This window comes from Corynebacterium provencense (assembly GCA_900049755.1).
GTDB classification, from domain to species: Bacteria; Actinomycetota; Actinomycetes; order Mycobacteriales; family Mycobacteriaceae; genus Corynebacterium; species Corynebacterium neomassiliense.
Genome location: LT160592.1, coordinates 1,100,945 through 1,115,117 on the forward strand (window position 1 = coordinate 1,100,945; position 14,173 = coordinate 1,115,117).

11 protein-coding genes are annotated in these 14,173 nt (G+C 67.7%); 10 read left to right on the top strand and 1 reads right to left on the bottom strand.

The window, feature by feature from the left end; genetic code table 11:
- Position 1 precedes the first annotated feature (1 nt).
- The gene (locus BN3906_RS05150; RefSeq protein ID WP_066585018.1) at positions 2-1,120 is read right to left on the bottom strand and encodes an alcohol dehydrogenase catalytic domain-containing protein; all 1,119 of its coding nucleotides are present in this window, start codon (positions 1,118-1,120) and stop codon (positions 2-4) included.
- A 109-nt stretch (positions 1,121-1,229) separates the two neighbouring features.
- Here BN3906_RS05150 and BN3906_RS05155 point away from each other — a divergent pair, with 109 nt between their 5' ends.
- The 10 genes from BN3906_RS05155 to BN3906_RS05200 all read left to right on the top strand — a co-directional run bounded on the left by BN3906_RS05155 (position 1,230) and on the right by BN3906_RS05200 (position 14,160).
- Positions 1,230-2,882: a helix-turn-helix domain-containing protein gene (locus tag BN3906_RS05155; protein ID WP_066585022.1), complete on the top strand. Its 1,653-nt coding sequence runs from the start codon at positions 1,230-1,232 to the stop codon at positions 2,880-2,882.
- A gap of 156 nt (positions 2,883-3,038) precedes the next feature.
- Entirely contained in the window at positions 3,039-4,346 is a 1,308-nt protein-coding gene (locus BN3906_RS05160) for a threonine/serine exporter family protein (protein WP_066586137.1), read from the top strand.
- A gap of 39 nt (positions 4,347-4,385) precedes the next feature.
- Positions 4,386-5,336: a MetQ/NlpA family ABC transporter substrate-binding protein gene (locus BN3906_RS05165; RefSeq protein WP_078057138.1), complete on the top strand. Its 951-nt coding sequence runs from the start codon at positions 4,386-4,388 to the stop codon at positions 5,334-5,336.
- Positions 5,333-6,703: a M20/M25/M40 family metallo-hydrolase gene (locus BN3906_RS05170; RefSeq protein WP_066585025.1), complete on the top strand. Its 1,371-nt coding sequence runs from the start codon at positions 5,333-5,335 to the stop codon at positions 6,701-6,703. Before BN3906_RS05165 ends, BN3906_RS05170 begins: the two co-directional genes overlap by 4 nt.
- 117 nt (positions 6,704-6,820) lie before the next feature.
- Complete coding sequence (locus BN3906_RS05175; protein WP_078057139.1) at positions 6,821-7,861, top strand: LacI family DNA-binding transcriptional regulator; 1,041 nt, start codon at positions 6,821-6,823, stop codon at positions 7,859-7,861.
- 312 nt (positions 7,862-8,173) lie between these two features.
- Positions 8,174-9,241, top strand: coding sequence for an ABC transporter substrate-binding protein (locus tag BN3906_RS05180; RefSeq protein ID WP_066585029.1), 1,068 nt, complete (start codon positions 8,174-8,176; stop codon positions 9,239-9,241).
- Complete coding sequence (locus BN3906_RS05185; RefSeq protein ID WP_066585031.1) at positions 9,234-10,070, top strand: ABC transporter ATP-binding protein; 837 nt, start codon at positions 9,234-9,236, stop codon at positions 10,068-10,070. The genes BN3906_RS05180 and BN3906_RS05185 overlap by 8 nt, the downstream gene beginning before the upstream one ends.
- Positions 10,067-11,773 (top strand): ABC transporter permease, encoded by a 1,707-nt coding sequence (locus BN3906_RS05190; protein WP_066585033.1) that lies wholly within the window; start codon positions 10,067-10,069, stop codon positions 11,771-11,773. Before BN3906_RS05185 ends, BN3906_RS05190 begins: the two co-directional genes overlap by 4 nt.
- A 20-nt stretch (positions 11,774-11,793) precedes the next feature.
- On the top strand, positions 11,794-13,173 hold the full coding sequence (locus tag BN3906_RS05195) for an amidohydrolase family protein (RefSeq protein WP_066585040.1): 1,380 nt from the start codon (positions 11,794-11,796) through the stop codon (positions 13,171-13,173).
- Positions 13,174-13,200: 27 nt separating this feature from the next.
- Positions 13,201-14,160: a nucleoside hydrolase gene (locus BN3906_RS05200; protein ID WP_066585042.1), complete on the top strand. Its 960-nt coding sequence runs from the start codon at positions 13,201-13,203 to the stop codon at positions 14,158-14,160.
- Positions 14,161-14,173: the final 13 nt, after the last annotated feature.

The following is a 14,173-nucleotide window of genomic DNA, read 5'->3' on the forward strand; positions in this document are numbered from 1 at the left end:
CTTAATCGAAGAGGATGACCTGGCGGACGGCCCTGCCGTCAGCGAGTTCGTCCATGGCCTCGTTGATCTGGTCGAGCCGGATGGTCCGGGAGATGAGCTTCTCGATGGGGAGCTTGCCGGAGCGCCACCAGTCGGCGAACTTCGGGATGTCGCGCTGGGGGACGGCAGAGCCCAGGTAGCTGCCGATGATGGTGCGCGCCTCGCCGGTCACGACGGCGGGGGCGATCTCGGCCTTGGCGTCCGGGTGCGGCAGGCCGACGGTGACGGTCCTCCCTCCCGGGCGGGTCGCGGCGAAGGCGGTCTCGAAGGCCCTGGGGTGTCCGGCGCACTCCAGGGTGTGGGTGGTGCGGATGCCCTTCTCTGCGACCTCGGCCGGCGTGTAGGCTGCGGTCGCGCCGAGCGACCGGGCGAGCTCCAGCTTCTCGGGGAGTGCGTCGACGGCGATGACGTCGCCGCCCTGCCCGTCGGCGGATTCCGCGACCGCGGAGATGAGCGCGGAGATACCGACTCCGCCGAGTCCCACGATCATGACGGATTCGCCGGGCTGGCGCTGCACGGCGTTGAGCAGGGCCCCACCGCCGGTGAGGACCGCACACCCGAGCACGGCGGCGATGGCCGGCGGGACGTCGTTGCCGATCTTGACCAGGGAGGCACGGTCGACGACGGCGTAGGTGGCGAAGCCGGAGACTCCGAGGTGGTGCTGGACGGTCTCTCCGTCGCGGGTGAGGTGACGGGTGCCGTGGAGCAGGGTTCCGGCGGTGTTGGACGCCGTGCCCCGCTCGCAGGGCAGACGACCGTCGGTCCGGCACCCGTCGCACTCACCGCAGCGGGGGAGGAAGGCCATCGTGACCCGCTCTCCTTCGGTGAGGTCGGTGACCTCGGAGCCGGTTTCCACGACAAGTCCTGCGGCCTCGTGGCCCAGCAGCATGGGAACCGGGCGGGGCCGGTTGCCGTCGACGACCGAGAGGTCGGAGTGGCACAGCCCTGCCGCCTCGACGCGGACGAGAACCTCCGTGGGTCCTGGTGCGGTGAGGTCGAGCTCGCTCACGGTGATCGGGGTGGTCTCGGCGTAGGGCCGCTGTCGTCCGATCTCCTCGAGCACTGCTCCGGTGATCTTCATGGTTGTCGCCTCTCTGACGTTGACGGATTTTTGTACGCTGAATCACAGTAGGATCACCTTCCTGCTATCGGAAGTGGCAGATTGTCCACCGTTCTGTCAATATCAGTGCATGGGTGACATATCGGAGGAGTGGCTTCTGCTCAGGCTCCAGTCGGCGACAAAGCTGACAGAGCTACGAGACACTGAAACCACACTTCAACTGGTCGTGAGGCACACACGAGGGCTCATGAAGGCGGACATGGCCTACGTCAGCTTCACCAACTTCGACAGCAACGAGACAGTCATACGCAAGACGGACGGAGTGCGGACCGGGGAGTACGCCAGCATCCGGCAGCCCCTCGGCACAGGCGTCCTGGGGCGGGTCGCCATCGGACACGCCCCGTACTGGACCTCCGACTATGTCGTGGACGAGAAACTCCACCACATGGGGCAGATCGACGAGATCGTCCGGGGGGAGGGGGTCCGGGCACTCCTCGGAGCCCCGCTGTCGGTCGCAGGACGTGTCATCGGAGCACTTCTCATCGCCTACCGGACCCGTCGGGATTTCACCGACGCCGACGTCAGGCAGCTCGAGTCCCTCGCAGAACAGTCCGCTGTGGCGATCGACAACGCACAACGGCACGAACAGCTCATGGCCCTGGTCGAACAGTCAGGCGGTGAACAACGCCGCAGTGAATCCGACATCGCCGAACTCTCCCGCGGGCTCGACCTGGACCGCCGGCTCGTCGAGGCGGTCGCCTCCGAACTCACGGCGTCCTCCCTTCTGGCCATCGGGGCACAGGCGCTGGGTTGTGACCTGTGGCTCACGGATCCGTCAGGGCAACGCGCCGTGGCGTCCTCCACCGACGGTCCCGCCCCGGAGCGTTCCTCCGGAACATTCCTCACCGTCACCGCCGCCGGACAGCAGTTCGGCCAGCTGCTCACCGACCGTGCACTGGGGGAGGCGGAACAGACCATGCTCGAACGCGTCAGCCTCCACGTGGCGCTGTGGATGATGCTCACCCGGGCCAGGGAGGCCGTGGAGCTGCGCGACGGGACAGAAGCCGTCACCGCACTCGTCAGCGGAAAGCTCGACGCCAACGGAGTGCGCACAGTGATGGAGGAGTGGTGGCTGCACCACACCGACCGGTGGTGCGTGATCGCACTGGAGACACCCGAACCGGTGGTCGACAGGGTGGTACGTGCCCTGTCAGCCTCCTCGACCTCCCCGGTCCTCGTCGCACCCCACGACGGGCACATCTGCGTGATCAGCGGTGACGGCCGCTGGGTCGAGGGACTGTCCGTGCTGTTCGCCCACCGGGGTTGGCGTCTGCGCGGCGGATTCAGCTGGGTCGACGGGGCCCCTGCGGGACCCGACGGCCTGGCCGCCGCACACCGCAGAGCTCAGCTGGCCCTGTCCTCCCAGGTCCACCTGGACCGGGACGGACTGTCCGACGGCTCCGGGCTCGGCATTCTCGCCGCGGTGTTCCACCTCGCTGCGCGGGGCGAACTTCCCCCCTCCCTCGTCGCCGATCTCACCCCCCTGGTGGAGCATGACGCCGCCCACCGCGGTGACCTCCTGCACACCGCCGACGTGTACTTCGCCGCCGACGGCAGTGTCGCCAGGACAGCGACCCTGCTCGGGGTACACCGCAACACCGTCCGCCAACGCCTCGAACGCATCGCCGAGCTGCTCGGTGAGGACTGGAACCGGATGCCGCGCAAGCTCGACCTCCAGCTCGCCCTGCGGGTCCACGCCCTGTCACGCGACCCCCGTAGCTGAGCCCGGACCCTCACCGCCCGCCGTGCCCACCGCGGCAGTAGATTGTGCCCCATGGCGGATACCCCCGAGAACACCCCTGACCCGCACACCCCTGACCCGCACACCCCTGACCCGCACACGCGTGCCCTGCTGGACATGGTCGAGGACCAACGGAAGATGGGGGAGGAGGCGGACGCCGTCCTGCGCCTCGGAGCCATGCTCATGGCAGCAGGCACCGGCGGATACCGGGTCATCCGGGCGATGAAACGCGCCGCCCGTGCCCTCGGATTCGACCGGGTGGACGCCGTGGTCTCGGTCAACGACATCACCTGCACCTTCCACCGCGCCGGGCGTTTCCGCACCGTCGTCGTCAACCACGACAACCCTGCGGTGGACGCCTCGCGCATCGAGGCTCTGGAGAACCTGAGCCGCACCCTGGACGGCCACCTCACCGCCGCGGAACTCAACACCGAACTCGACCGGGTGGAGCAGCTGGTCGGCAAAAGGTGGCCGGTGTGGGTCCAGGCGCTCGCCGCCGGCCTGGCCTGCGCCGGATTTGCGGTGCTGAACCACTACGCGCCGGCGGAGTGCGTGCTGGTGGCGCTGGCGGCCGCGGTCGGTCAGACGGCGCGGCACTACTGTGCCCGGCACCGGCTAAACCAGCTCGGCACTACCGCCATCGCCGCCGTGACCGCGTGCCTGGTCTACCTGGCGGTGTCGAAACTGCTCATCGCGGTGGGGGCCATCGGGTCACCGGACTTCACCATCGGCTACGTGGCCTCCGTCCTCTTCCTCATACCGGGCTTCCCGCTGTTCTCCTCCCTGCTGGACCTGAGCCGTTTCGACCTCACGGCCGGCCTGTCCCGTCTGGCCTACGCGACCACGGTGATCTTCACCGCCACGATGTCGGTGGCGGTCGTGTCGCTGGTCACCGGACTCCAGCCTCTGCCGCCGGACCCTGCCGTGCCGGATCCGGTGTGGTACCTCGCCGCGGCGGTGGCCACGGCGGCAGGTATCGGAGGTTTCGCCGTACTGTTCAACTCCTCCCGCCGTATGGCGCTGGTCGCGGCGTTGATCGGTACCGTAGGCAATGTCCTCCGACTGGTTTTCGTGGACGCCGGTATGCAGGCCCATCTCGCGGCTTTTCTGGGGGCGCTGGTTGTCGGCCTCCTCGGTGCGGTGCTGACCGGACCGACACGCCTGCCCCGGATCACCTTGACCGTCCCCGCTTCGGTGATCATGGTTCCCGGCCCGTTGATCTACCGGACCGTGTACTACCTCAACAGCGGGGACATCGACAGTGCCCTCGGTACGGCCGCCACCGCCAGTCTCATCATCGTGGCGATCGGCGCCGGGCTGGTGGTCGCCCGGATGCTCACGGACAGGGCATGGACCTTCGGCCGCCATATCGCGTTTCCGCGTCAGGGTGATCAGGGTGGGGGTGGAGCAACCCCGGAGGGAACCGGTACAGACAGAGTGGTCTAGTCTGGGAAACTGCAAGACGTTCCCCGAGGAAGGCACACCATGTCCACACCGCTTTTTCCGCTCCACCGCAACCGCACACACCGCACCGGACACCGTCACAGGGGCCGGGTCGTCACCGCGGCACTGCTCACCGCGGGGCTTCTCGCCGGAGCCACGGCCTGCGCGGATGACCAGAACGGCGGTACCGACGGGCACACCGTACGGGTTGCGGCGTCTCCGGGGCCGTACACCGAACTGTTCCGTGACGGGGTGGCGCCGATCCTCGAGGACGAGGGCTACACCGTGGAGTTCCAGGACTTCAGTGAACTGCAGCAGGCGGACATAGCCCTGCAGGAGGGCAGCGCGGACCTCAATGTCGACCAGCACACCGCATACATGGAGGCGTTCAACAGTGATTCGGGTGCTGACCTGGCTGCCCTGACGAAGATCCCCACTGTGCCGGCAGGGCTGTTCTCCTCCCGGCACACGTCCGTCGACCAGGTCGCCGACGGTCAGACGGTCTCCATCCCGGACGACACCTCCAACACTTCTCGGGCCTACCGCATTCTGGTGCAGGCGGGGTGGCTGACCCTGAAGCCGGGGACGGATGACACGAAGATCACCGCCTCAGATATCGCCGAGAATCCGCACAACCTGAAGATCAGTACGGTGGATTCGTCGATCATCCCCCGCAGTCTCGACGATGTCGACTGGGCGGTCATCCCCGGTGCGCGGTCCTATGCCGCCGGTACGGATCCGAAGCTGCAGGTTCTGCAGGAGCAACTCCTGCCGGCGCTGATTCTTGTGGCGGTGACGACATCGGACAAGGTGGATTCGGACTGGGCGAAGGCGGTTGTCGCCGCGTACAACTCCGACCGTTTCGCCGAGTACATGGCCGGGCACAATGCGGACAACTACTGGTTCGTGCCGGAGCGGGAGGGCGCTGCCGCGGGGCAGTCCGGTCAGGCAGGGGAGACGACGTCGACTGTGGCGTCCGGTGACGCCGCATGACCCTGTTCGACGAGACTCTGGGTCTGCTCCGGACCCTGGTGCGCAACGCCTGCGTCAATGACCTCACCCCTGACTCCGGTGGGGAGGTCCGCAACGCCGACGCCCTGGAGGACTTCTTCGCCGCCGAGATCGCCGCCGGACGCGACTCCGGGGCCGTGACCGTGCAGAGGCTTGAACCCCGCCCCGGCCGCACCAGCATCATCATCACCGTCCGCGGACACGATCCGGACGCTGACCCCCTGACCTTCCTCGGTCACACCGACGTGGTTCCTGTCGACGCGGAGCACTGGACCCGTGACCCTTTCGGTGCCGTGACCGAGGGAACCGGGGAGGACGCCCGGATCTACGGCCGGGGCACCGTCGACATGCTCGGTCTCACCGCCCCGATGGCCGCGGTGACCAGGGAGGTCGCCAGGGAGGCGGTGTCCGGGCGTCCTCCCCGTGGCACGCTGACCTTCGTCGGGGTCGCCGACGAGGAGGCCAGGGGCGGGCTCGGCGCGAAATGGCTGGCACGGGAACATCCTGACGCCCTGGACTGGCGGAACTGTGTGTCCGAGACAGGTGGTTCCCATCTTCCGGTGTCCGACGGCACAGATGCGGTGGTGGTGACTGTGGGGGAGAAGGGAGCGGCGCAGCGCCGGCTGCATGTCACAGCTGAACCGGGGCACGGTTCCCAGCCCTGGGGCAGGGAACTGGCCGTGGCGAAGATCGCGGAGGTGGCGCGACGGATCGTCGAGTTCACCCCGGAGGTTTCCCGGGACCCGCTGTGGTCGGGGTTCGTGAGCGCGTTCCGGTTCTCCCCGGAGATTGAGGCTGCCCTTCTCACCTCCCCGGAGGAGGACGACTACCGTGCTTTCGGCGAGCTGGCCCGCTACGCCCACGCCGTGTCACATCTCACGGTCGCTCCGACGGTGCTCTCGGCGGGTGGGGCGATCAATGTGCTGCCCAGTTCCGCCTACCTGGAACTGGACATCCGTACCCTGCCCGGGCAGACCGACGATGACGTGGACGCCGAGCTGCGGCGTGCTCTCGGTGACCTGGCCGACGAGGTCAGGTTCGAGCGCCTGATCTGCGAGCCTGCGGAGGTCAGTCCCGTCGACTCCGCGTTGTACCGGGCGATCGGGGAGACGGTGGGGGAATTCTTCCCGGACGCCACGGTTGTGCCGGTTCTCTCGGCAGGGGGCACCGACCTGAGGTTCGCCCGGAGGTTGGGCGGGGTGGGCTACGGTTTCGCCCTCAACACCAGGTCCCGCAGTCTCGCCGACGTCAATGCCCAGCTCCATGCCCATGACGAGCACCTTTTCCTGGATGATCTCCGGCTCACCCTGGAGGCGTACCGGTCGTTGGTCCACAGGTTCGTGGGGTAGCCGGGGCACCCGGCAGTGCCGGGACCGTCGGCGATGTCGTGGAGGGGTCGTCTCCCCGCTACCCCCTGAGTGGACTGCGTCACGTGATCACGGGGTGCGCGCGCTAGCATCGACGGGGTGAAGAGACCGCCCACCATTGCTGACGTCGCCGAGGCTGCCGGCGTGTCGAAGGGGACAGTGTCCCTGGCGCTCAACGGCAAGGGCAGGGTGAGCGAGGAGACCCGGGAGCGGGTACGCCGGGTTGCCGCCAGCCTGAACTACCGTCCTAATGTGCGTGCCCGGCGTCTTCGTGGGGGGCGGTCCCATTCTGTGGCGCTGATGACAACTCTCCCGGACGCCGTGGTCGGCGGTGACTCCCACCTCAGCTTCCTTCTGGAACTGGCTCTCCCACTGTCCCGGCGTCTGCTGGAACAGGGGTACTCGATGCTGCTGATCCCTCCTCTGGACGCCGATGACCGTCAGCGGGTGCTCGACGACATCGATGTCGACGGGGTGGTTGTCGTCGATCCGCTCCGGGTGGACCCGGTGTGTGAGGCACTGCGTTCCAGGGGGGTTGTCGTGGTCACGGTGGGGGAGGTGCCCGATCTGGAGGTTGACGGGGTGGTGTCCCGGGGTGCTTCCGGTGCGGACGTGGCCCTGGGTCACCTGGTGGACCGTGGCGCACGGAAGATCGCTGTCGTGGTCTCGTCGGAGGAGAACTCGGTGTCGAGCAGTGTCCGGCAGTATGTCGGACGGTGTGTGCGGGAGCCGCTGCTGCCGGACGGTGTCGGGCTGGTTGTCCTGGATGCCCCGGTGGGGGAGGGGGAGTCCGGAGGCCTCAGGGTGGGCCGGGAGCTCTTCCGGTCTGACCGTGAGGTTGACGCGGTCTACGCACCCACGGACGCGGTCGCGGTGGGGGTGCTTCGGGCGGCCCGTGAGGTGGGACGCCGTGTTCCGGAGGATCTGCTGGTGTGCACCAACTTCAACGGGCCGCGGTCACAGAACGCCGAGCCGCCGCTCACCTCCCTGGAACTCGATTTTTCTGCGCTTGCGGACGCTGCGGCGACGATGGTCGTCAGATGTGGGGAATCGTCTGACGGGCACCGGGGCTACATGGAGGTCCGTCCTCCCCGGCTGGTACCCCGGGAATCGACGGGGGAGCTGAACCCCGGCGCGTGACGGGGGACGGTCGGCCGGAGGTCTGACAGGACAGACGGGACAGACGGGGCAGGCGGGACAGGCGGTGACCGGGGCGCATATGTCGGGGATGTTTCGTGGTCCGGGCCGGAGGCGTGCCGGCGGGGGCGGATCGTGTCGCCGGGGTCACCTCTGATTTCCCTGCTGTAAAAAGTTCCGGACCGGAGTGGACAGTGGCGTCCTCAAAGGTGCTAAATCGATTTAGCGATCAATGAACGGTCACCAGGACACGATCCGGTGAATGACCGCTGCACCAACTGTAGGAACACCCGCTGACGGATCCGGAGGATCACCGTGACGAACACAACTCTCACCACACCTGCCCGCAGATGCCTGTCCCGGAGCCCCGGACGCCGCATCCTCGCCGGCGTCCTCGGTCTGACCACCGCGGTGGCCCTGGCGTCCTGCTCCGGCGGAGATGATGAGGGCGCCCCGGACGCCGACAATCCGACCCACGTCGCCCTCCAGTTCGGCTGGACCCCGAACGTCGAGAACATGGCCGCCATCGTCGCGGAGCAGAAGGGCTACTTCCGCGACGAGGGGCTGGACGTCGAGATCCTTCCCGGCGGCCCCGAAGTCGCCGCCGATGCCCAGGTCGTCTCCGGAAACGCCGACATGGCCATTCTCACCAGCGAGTCGCTGGCCAATGCGGTGGCCAACGGTGCCCCGCTGGTGGCCGTCGGAGCCGTCTACCAGAAATCCCCCTCCGTCATTCTCACGACCGACGGATCCGGCATCAACACCCCCAAGGACCTCGAGGGAAAGAAGTTCGGCATCTCGAAGACCGACCACCGGGTCTACGAGCCCTTCTTCACCTCAGAGGGCGTCGACCTGTCGAAGATCGACATGGTTGACACCGGCGCAGACCCGGCGTCCCTGGTGTCGGGAGAGGTGGACGCCATGTCTGCCGTGGCAGCCAACCAGCCGGTCGTCCTACGTCAGCAGGGAGTCGTCACCAAGGAGATCCCCCTGGCGGACTACGGGTTCAACCGGTGGTCCGGAGCACTGACAGTCCGCAGCTCCGACCTGGCCGATGACGCCCAGCGGCAGAAAGTGCTGGCGATGGCCCGCGCCATCGAGAAGGGACTGGAGACCGCGGTGGCCGACCCGGACGACGCGGCGACCGTGGTCTACGACGCCTATGCCAGAGACCTCGGGCTGAGCATTGAATCCCAGAAGGAAGGGGCGAAGATCTGGGCGGACCTCGCAACCTCGGCGAACAACCGGACCACACACATCGCCGAAATCGACGACGCCGGCGTGGCATCCCAGCAGGAGTTCTTCGACAAGACCGGGATCAAAGGGGCCGCCTCGCAGCTCTACGACGTGGCCGCGAGCAGGGAGGCCTTCGGCGATGAATGACACCCGCACCGCGGTGGGGCTGAGTGCGGACCACGTCAGCAGATGGTTCGGCTCCGGCAGGAGCCGGGTCCGTGCGCTCGAGGACGTCACCTTCTCCACCGACGAAGGCTCCTTCACCTCACTGATCGGTCCCTCCGGGTGCGGCAAGTCCACTCTGCTCCGGCAGTTCGCGGACCTCGACGAACCCAGTTCGGGAAGCGTGAGCATCTTCGGACGGAACCCGCAGGAGGTCCGCTCCTCACACAGGATCGGGGTCGCCTTCCAGGACTCCGCACTCCTTCCCTGGCGCTCCGTCGAGGCGAACATCGCCCTGCCCCTCCAGGTCGCCGGCAGGCCGGTGGACCGCAGGGCGATCACGGACCTGATCTCCCTCACCGGATTGACGGGGTTCGAGAAGGCCCGCCCCGCCCAACTGTCCGGCGGCATGCGCCAGCGCGTCGCGATCGCCAGAGCACTTGTCCTGGAACCTGAGGTCCTGCTTCTCGACGAGCCTTTCGGCGCCCTCGACGACATGACCCGCGAACACATGAAGGTCGAGCTGCAGCGGATCTGGTCGGAGCGTCCGACAACCACCCTGCTGGTCACCCACTCCCTGGAGGAGGCGGTGTTCCTCAGCGACCGCGTGCTCGTGCTCGCCGCCCACCCGGGACGCCTCGTCCGGGAGATCGACATCGACCTGCCCCGGCCCCGTCACCCGGACATGCAGCGCACCCCGGAGTTCCACGCCTACCAGGATCTGCTCAGCGAGCAGCTGTTCGCTGCCCGACCGGCCGGACCGGTCGGACCGGTCGGGCAGGACTCTGCACCCCTCACAGGAACGTCATCATGAGCACAACCGGTACCTCAACCACACCGTCAACCACACCGTTGCGCAGTACGGCCGGCGCCGGGTCAGAGACTCCCCCGGACAGCGACGGTTCCGGTCCCCTCCGCTCCGGCACCCGGATCCTCCCACGGGTCCGGCGGTACCGCGCTGCCGCAGCATCGGGACTGGTGGTCCTGGCAGGGGTACTTGTCCTCTGGCTCCTCCTGGCCACCGTCCTCCGGTCCTCCCGGTTGGTGCCCTACCCCTGGGAACTGGTCTCACAGATCATCGGTGACGCCACCCTGCTGACAGACAACGGCGAAGTCACCCTGACCACCGCAGCCAAAGGACTTGTCCTGGGTGTCGGTGCCGTCATCCCGTTGGCGGTCCTCGGCCTGCTGGTCCGCCCGGCGGAGTCGGTGATCATGCGGGTGGCCGTGGTGATCCATGTCGTGCCCACCGTGGCGATCGCCCCGATCCTCGTGGTCTCCCTGTCCAATGACACCGGCCGGGTCGTCATCACGGCCCTGCAGGTCTACTATCCGGCCCTGGTCGGCATTCTCTTCGGTTTGCGGCAGGCGGACCGCAGTGCCCTCGACGTCGTCCACGTGGCCGGCGGCGGTGCCTGGCAGTCCCTGCTGCGTGTGAGAATCGCGTCTGCGGCGCCGGCATTCGTCTCTGCTCTCCAGATCGCCGTACCTGCCTCAGTCCTCGGCTCGTTGATCAGCGAATTCTTCGGAGCCCACCGGGGACTCGGGGTGGTGCTGGTCAATGCCCAGCAGAGTTTCGAGATCAACCGCACCTGGGCTGTCGCCGTGGTGGTGGGGCTCGTCGCCACCCTCGGCTACGCCGTTGTTGCCCTGGCAGGAAAACTGCTGGTCCCGTGGGCGGCCGGCGAATCGACCGTCGGTACGGCCATGGCGGGCGCGGACGACTACAGGCAGTCCGGCCGCACCATGGCTGTCACAGCCGTCATCACGGCGGCGGTGCTGCTGGGCGGCTGGCAGTCGCTGCGCAGCGTCTTCGGTTTCGAGGCGTTCTTCACCAAGAGTCCCGCCGATGTGTGGCAGATGATGACCTCCGGCCACCCGATGACCGGGGCCCCCGCGTCAGCGTTCTGGTCGGAGTTCGGCCGTGCTCTGGGGCAGACACTCGTCGACGCCGGGATCGGCTTCATCGTCGGCTTCGTCGTCGCGGTGGCTGCGGCCGTCGCCCTGGACGCGTTTCCCCGTGTCCGGACAGCGGTCATGCCCCTGGCGGTCATACTCCGTTCAGTTCCTGTCGCTGCCCTGATACCCCTGATGGTCGTCCTGTTCGGACGGGGACTGGTGGGCGTGACGATCATCGTCACACTCGTGACATTCTTCCCCACGCTCGTCACCGTCCTGCAGGGACTGCAGGCGACACCCTCGGGTGCCGTGGACGTCGTCAAGGTCTCGGGCGGCAGCACCTGGCAGGCGATCCTCAGGGTGAAGTCCGTCTACGCGGTCCCGGCGATGGTCACCGCGGCAAAGGTCGCGGTTCCCGGTGCTCTCGCAGGCGCCACCCTGGCCGAGTGGCTGTCCACCGGAAACGGGCTGGGATACATGCTCACCCTGGCTGCCACGAATGCCGACTACAGCCTGCTGTGGACCGCAGGCATTCTTCTCGCGGCCGTGGCTCTCATCCTCAGCGGTGTTCTCGGAGTCATCGACCGAATCCTCATGCGCCGACTCGGCGCCCGGTAACTGGTAACAGAAGGAAGACAATGATTCAGCAACCACAGGAGATCGACACACTCATCCAGAACGCCTATGTCGTCACCTTCGACGACAGGGGAACGGTCATCCCGGACGGCGCACTGGCCGTGCACGGAGGAAAGATCGTCGAGGTGGGGACGACTTCCGATCTGAGGGGGAGGTACAGTCCCGCCGAACGGATCTTCGCCTCCGGCAGGATCGCGATGCCGGGGCTGACGGACGCGCACCTCCATACCGCCCAGACCCTCATGCGCGGACTGCTGCCCACCCTCGGGATGACTCGGCCGTTGCGCTCACCGACCTGGCAGGAGTACCTCGTTCCCTTCGAGAACGGGCTCACCCCCGACGACGTCCGCCTGTCCGGCGAACTCGCCTACAGTGCCATGCTCACCAGCGGCACAACCTCATTCTTCGAGGCAGGGGGACCGCACCCCGACCAGATGGCGGAGGCCGCGGTCACCACCGGGATCCGCGGGGCGGTCTCCCTGTCGACCATGGACGGGGGGAACCGGATTCCCGGTTCCATGACGATGACCACCGACGAGGCGCTGCAGCGCAATGTCGAGCTTGTCGAACGGTGGCCGAAGGATCCGGACGGGTCGACCCGCGTCACCGCCTGCATGTCTCTGCGCCAGATCATCACCTGTACCCCGGAACTGGTGCAGGGCATCCACAGGGAGGCCAGGAGCCACGGGGTGAAGGTCCACACACATCTGGTGGAGGGAACCTACGAGATCGACTACGCCCTGGAGAACTTCGGGAAGAGGCCGGTCGACTACCTCCTCGATCTCGGAGTTTTCGACGACACCCTGCACGGTGCCCACTCGATCCTCGCCGGCGACGAGGACATCACGAAGTATGTGGTCCACGGCGTCTCCGCCTGCCACTGCGCGAAAGGCAACTACGCCATAGGAACCCCGCCGGCGGTACGCATGTGGCGGCGTGGGGTGAACATCGGCCTGGGAACCGACGGGGTCGCCAACGCCGGAACCCTCGATCTCTTCCGGGTCGCCGCCATAGCCAGGGTGGGACAGGAGCATGTCGAGGGGATGACCGTCCACAACCGTGACGGGATCGGCCTGGAGGAACCGTTGCGCATGGGGGTGCTCGGAGGTGCCCGGGCGATGGCCGCAGACAGCTACACCGGCACCCTGGAGAGCGGCAAGCGGGCCGACGTCGTACTGTTACGCACCGACAGTCCGGACGCCTGGGCCTACAGTTCACCGGAGGCGTTCCTGTTCGAGTGCGCCTCGGGCAGGGATGTCGACCGGGTGCTGGTCGACGGTGCCACCGTGGTCAAGGACGGTGAGGTGGTCACCGTCGACACCGGGGAGATCCGGATGAAAGCCGCCGCACGACAGAAGGAACTGGCGAAGAACATCGCCTGAGACGAACACCGCCCGAAAGGAACCCCTGTGACCGTGCCCGTGTACCTGGACTGCGACACCGGAGTCGATGACGCTCTCGCCCTCGGTCACCTGCTGGCGTCCCCACGGGCCGACCTCGTCGGCATCGGTACCGTCCACGGCAACACCGACGCCGCAGGCGCGGCGGAGAACACTCTGCGCCTGCTCACCCTGGCAGGTAGGTCCGATGTCCCGGTCGCCGTCGGTGCGGCGTCACCGTTGGTCGGGGACTTCGCCGGCGGCGCGGTCGCGGTCCACGGGACAGACGGGATCGGAGGTCTGCGCGGTTCCCTTCCACGGCCTGCCTGCGGGCCGGTGGTGGAGGACGCCGCGGACATGCTGCTTCGCCTGTCCCACCGCCACCCCCGGGAACTGCAGATCCTGGCGGTCGGACCGCTGACCAACCTGGCACTGGCCCTGCAGCGGGATCCCTCACTGGTCACCAGGGTGGCGGGTGTGACGGTGATGGGTGGTGCGGCACTGGTGCCCGGCAACGCCACCGCCGTCGCGGAGGCGAACATCGTCCACGATCCGGAGGCCGCGCAGATCACGGTCACGGCGTCCTGGCCGCTGACCCTGGTTCCCCTGGACGCGACGATGCAGCAGACCCTCGACGAAAGCCGACGGCTCCGGCTGTGCGCCTCCGGATCAGCCTTCGCCCGGGCCTGCGGGCAGATGCTCGACACCTACCTCGACTTCTATGAACGGGTGGTGCTGGGTCGCCGTGCCGCGGCACTGCATGATCCGCTGGCGGCGGCGGTGATGCTCGGCGAACACCGGACCGTCACAGCGCCGCGGGTGCCGGTGGAGGTTGACTGCACCCGGGGCCCGTGCCGTGGCCAGACGGTCTGCGACCTGCGCAGTCAACGCCGTGTCCGGGGCGACGTCGAGGGGGCGACGGTGCGGGTGGTGCAGGACACCGCCCCCGGGTACGCCGACCTGCTGGTGGAGATGCTCGACAGGGTGTGAGCAGGCGTGGGAC

Excerpts from the sequence above, each read along its gene's own strand:
- BN3906_RS05195 (WP_066585040.1), top strand. The coding sequence starts at position 11,794 with ATGATTCAGCAACCACAGGAGATCGACACACTCATCCAGAACGCCTAT.
- BN3906_RS05190 (WP_066585033.1), top strand. The coding sequence starts at position 10,067 with ATGAGCACAACCGGTACCTCAACCACACCGTCAACCACACCGTTGCGC.
- BN3906_RS05160 (WP_066586137.1), top strand. The coding sequence starts at position 3,039 with ATGGGGGAGGAGGCGGACGCCGTCCTGCGCCTCGGAGCCATGCTCATG.
- BN3906_RS05150 (WP_066585018.1), bottom strand. The coding sequence starts at position 1,120 with ATGAAGATCACCGGAGCAGTGCTCGAGGAGATCGGACGACAGCGGCCC.
- BN3906_RS05155 (WP_066585022.1), top strand. The coding sequence starts at position 1,230 with ATGGGTGACATATCGGAGGAGTGGCTTCTGCTCAGGCTCCAGTCGGCG.
- BN3906_RS05185 (WP_066585031.1), top strand. The coding sequence starts at position 9,234 with ATGAATGACACCCGCACCGCGGTGGGGCTGAGTGCGGACCACGTCAGC.
- BN3906_RS05165 (WP_078057138.1), top strand. The coding sequence starts at position 4,386 with ATGTCCACACCGCTTTTTCCGCTCCACCGCAACCGCACACACCGCACC.
- BN3906_RS05170 (WP_066585025.1), top strand. The coding sequence starts at position 5,333 with ATGACCCTGTTCGACGAGACTCTGGGTCTGCTCCGGACCCTGGTGCGC.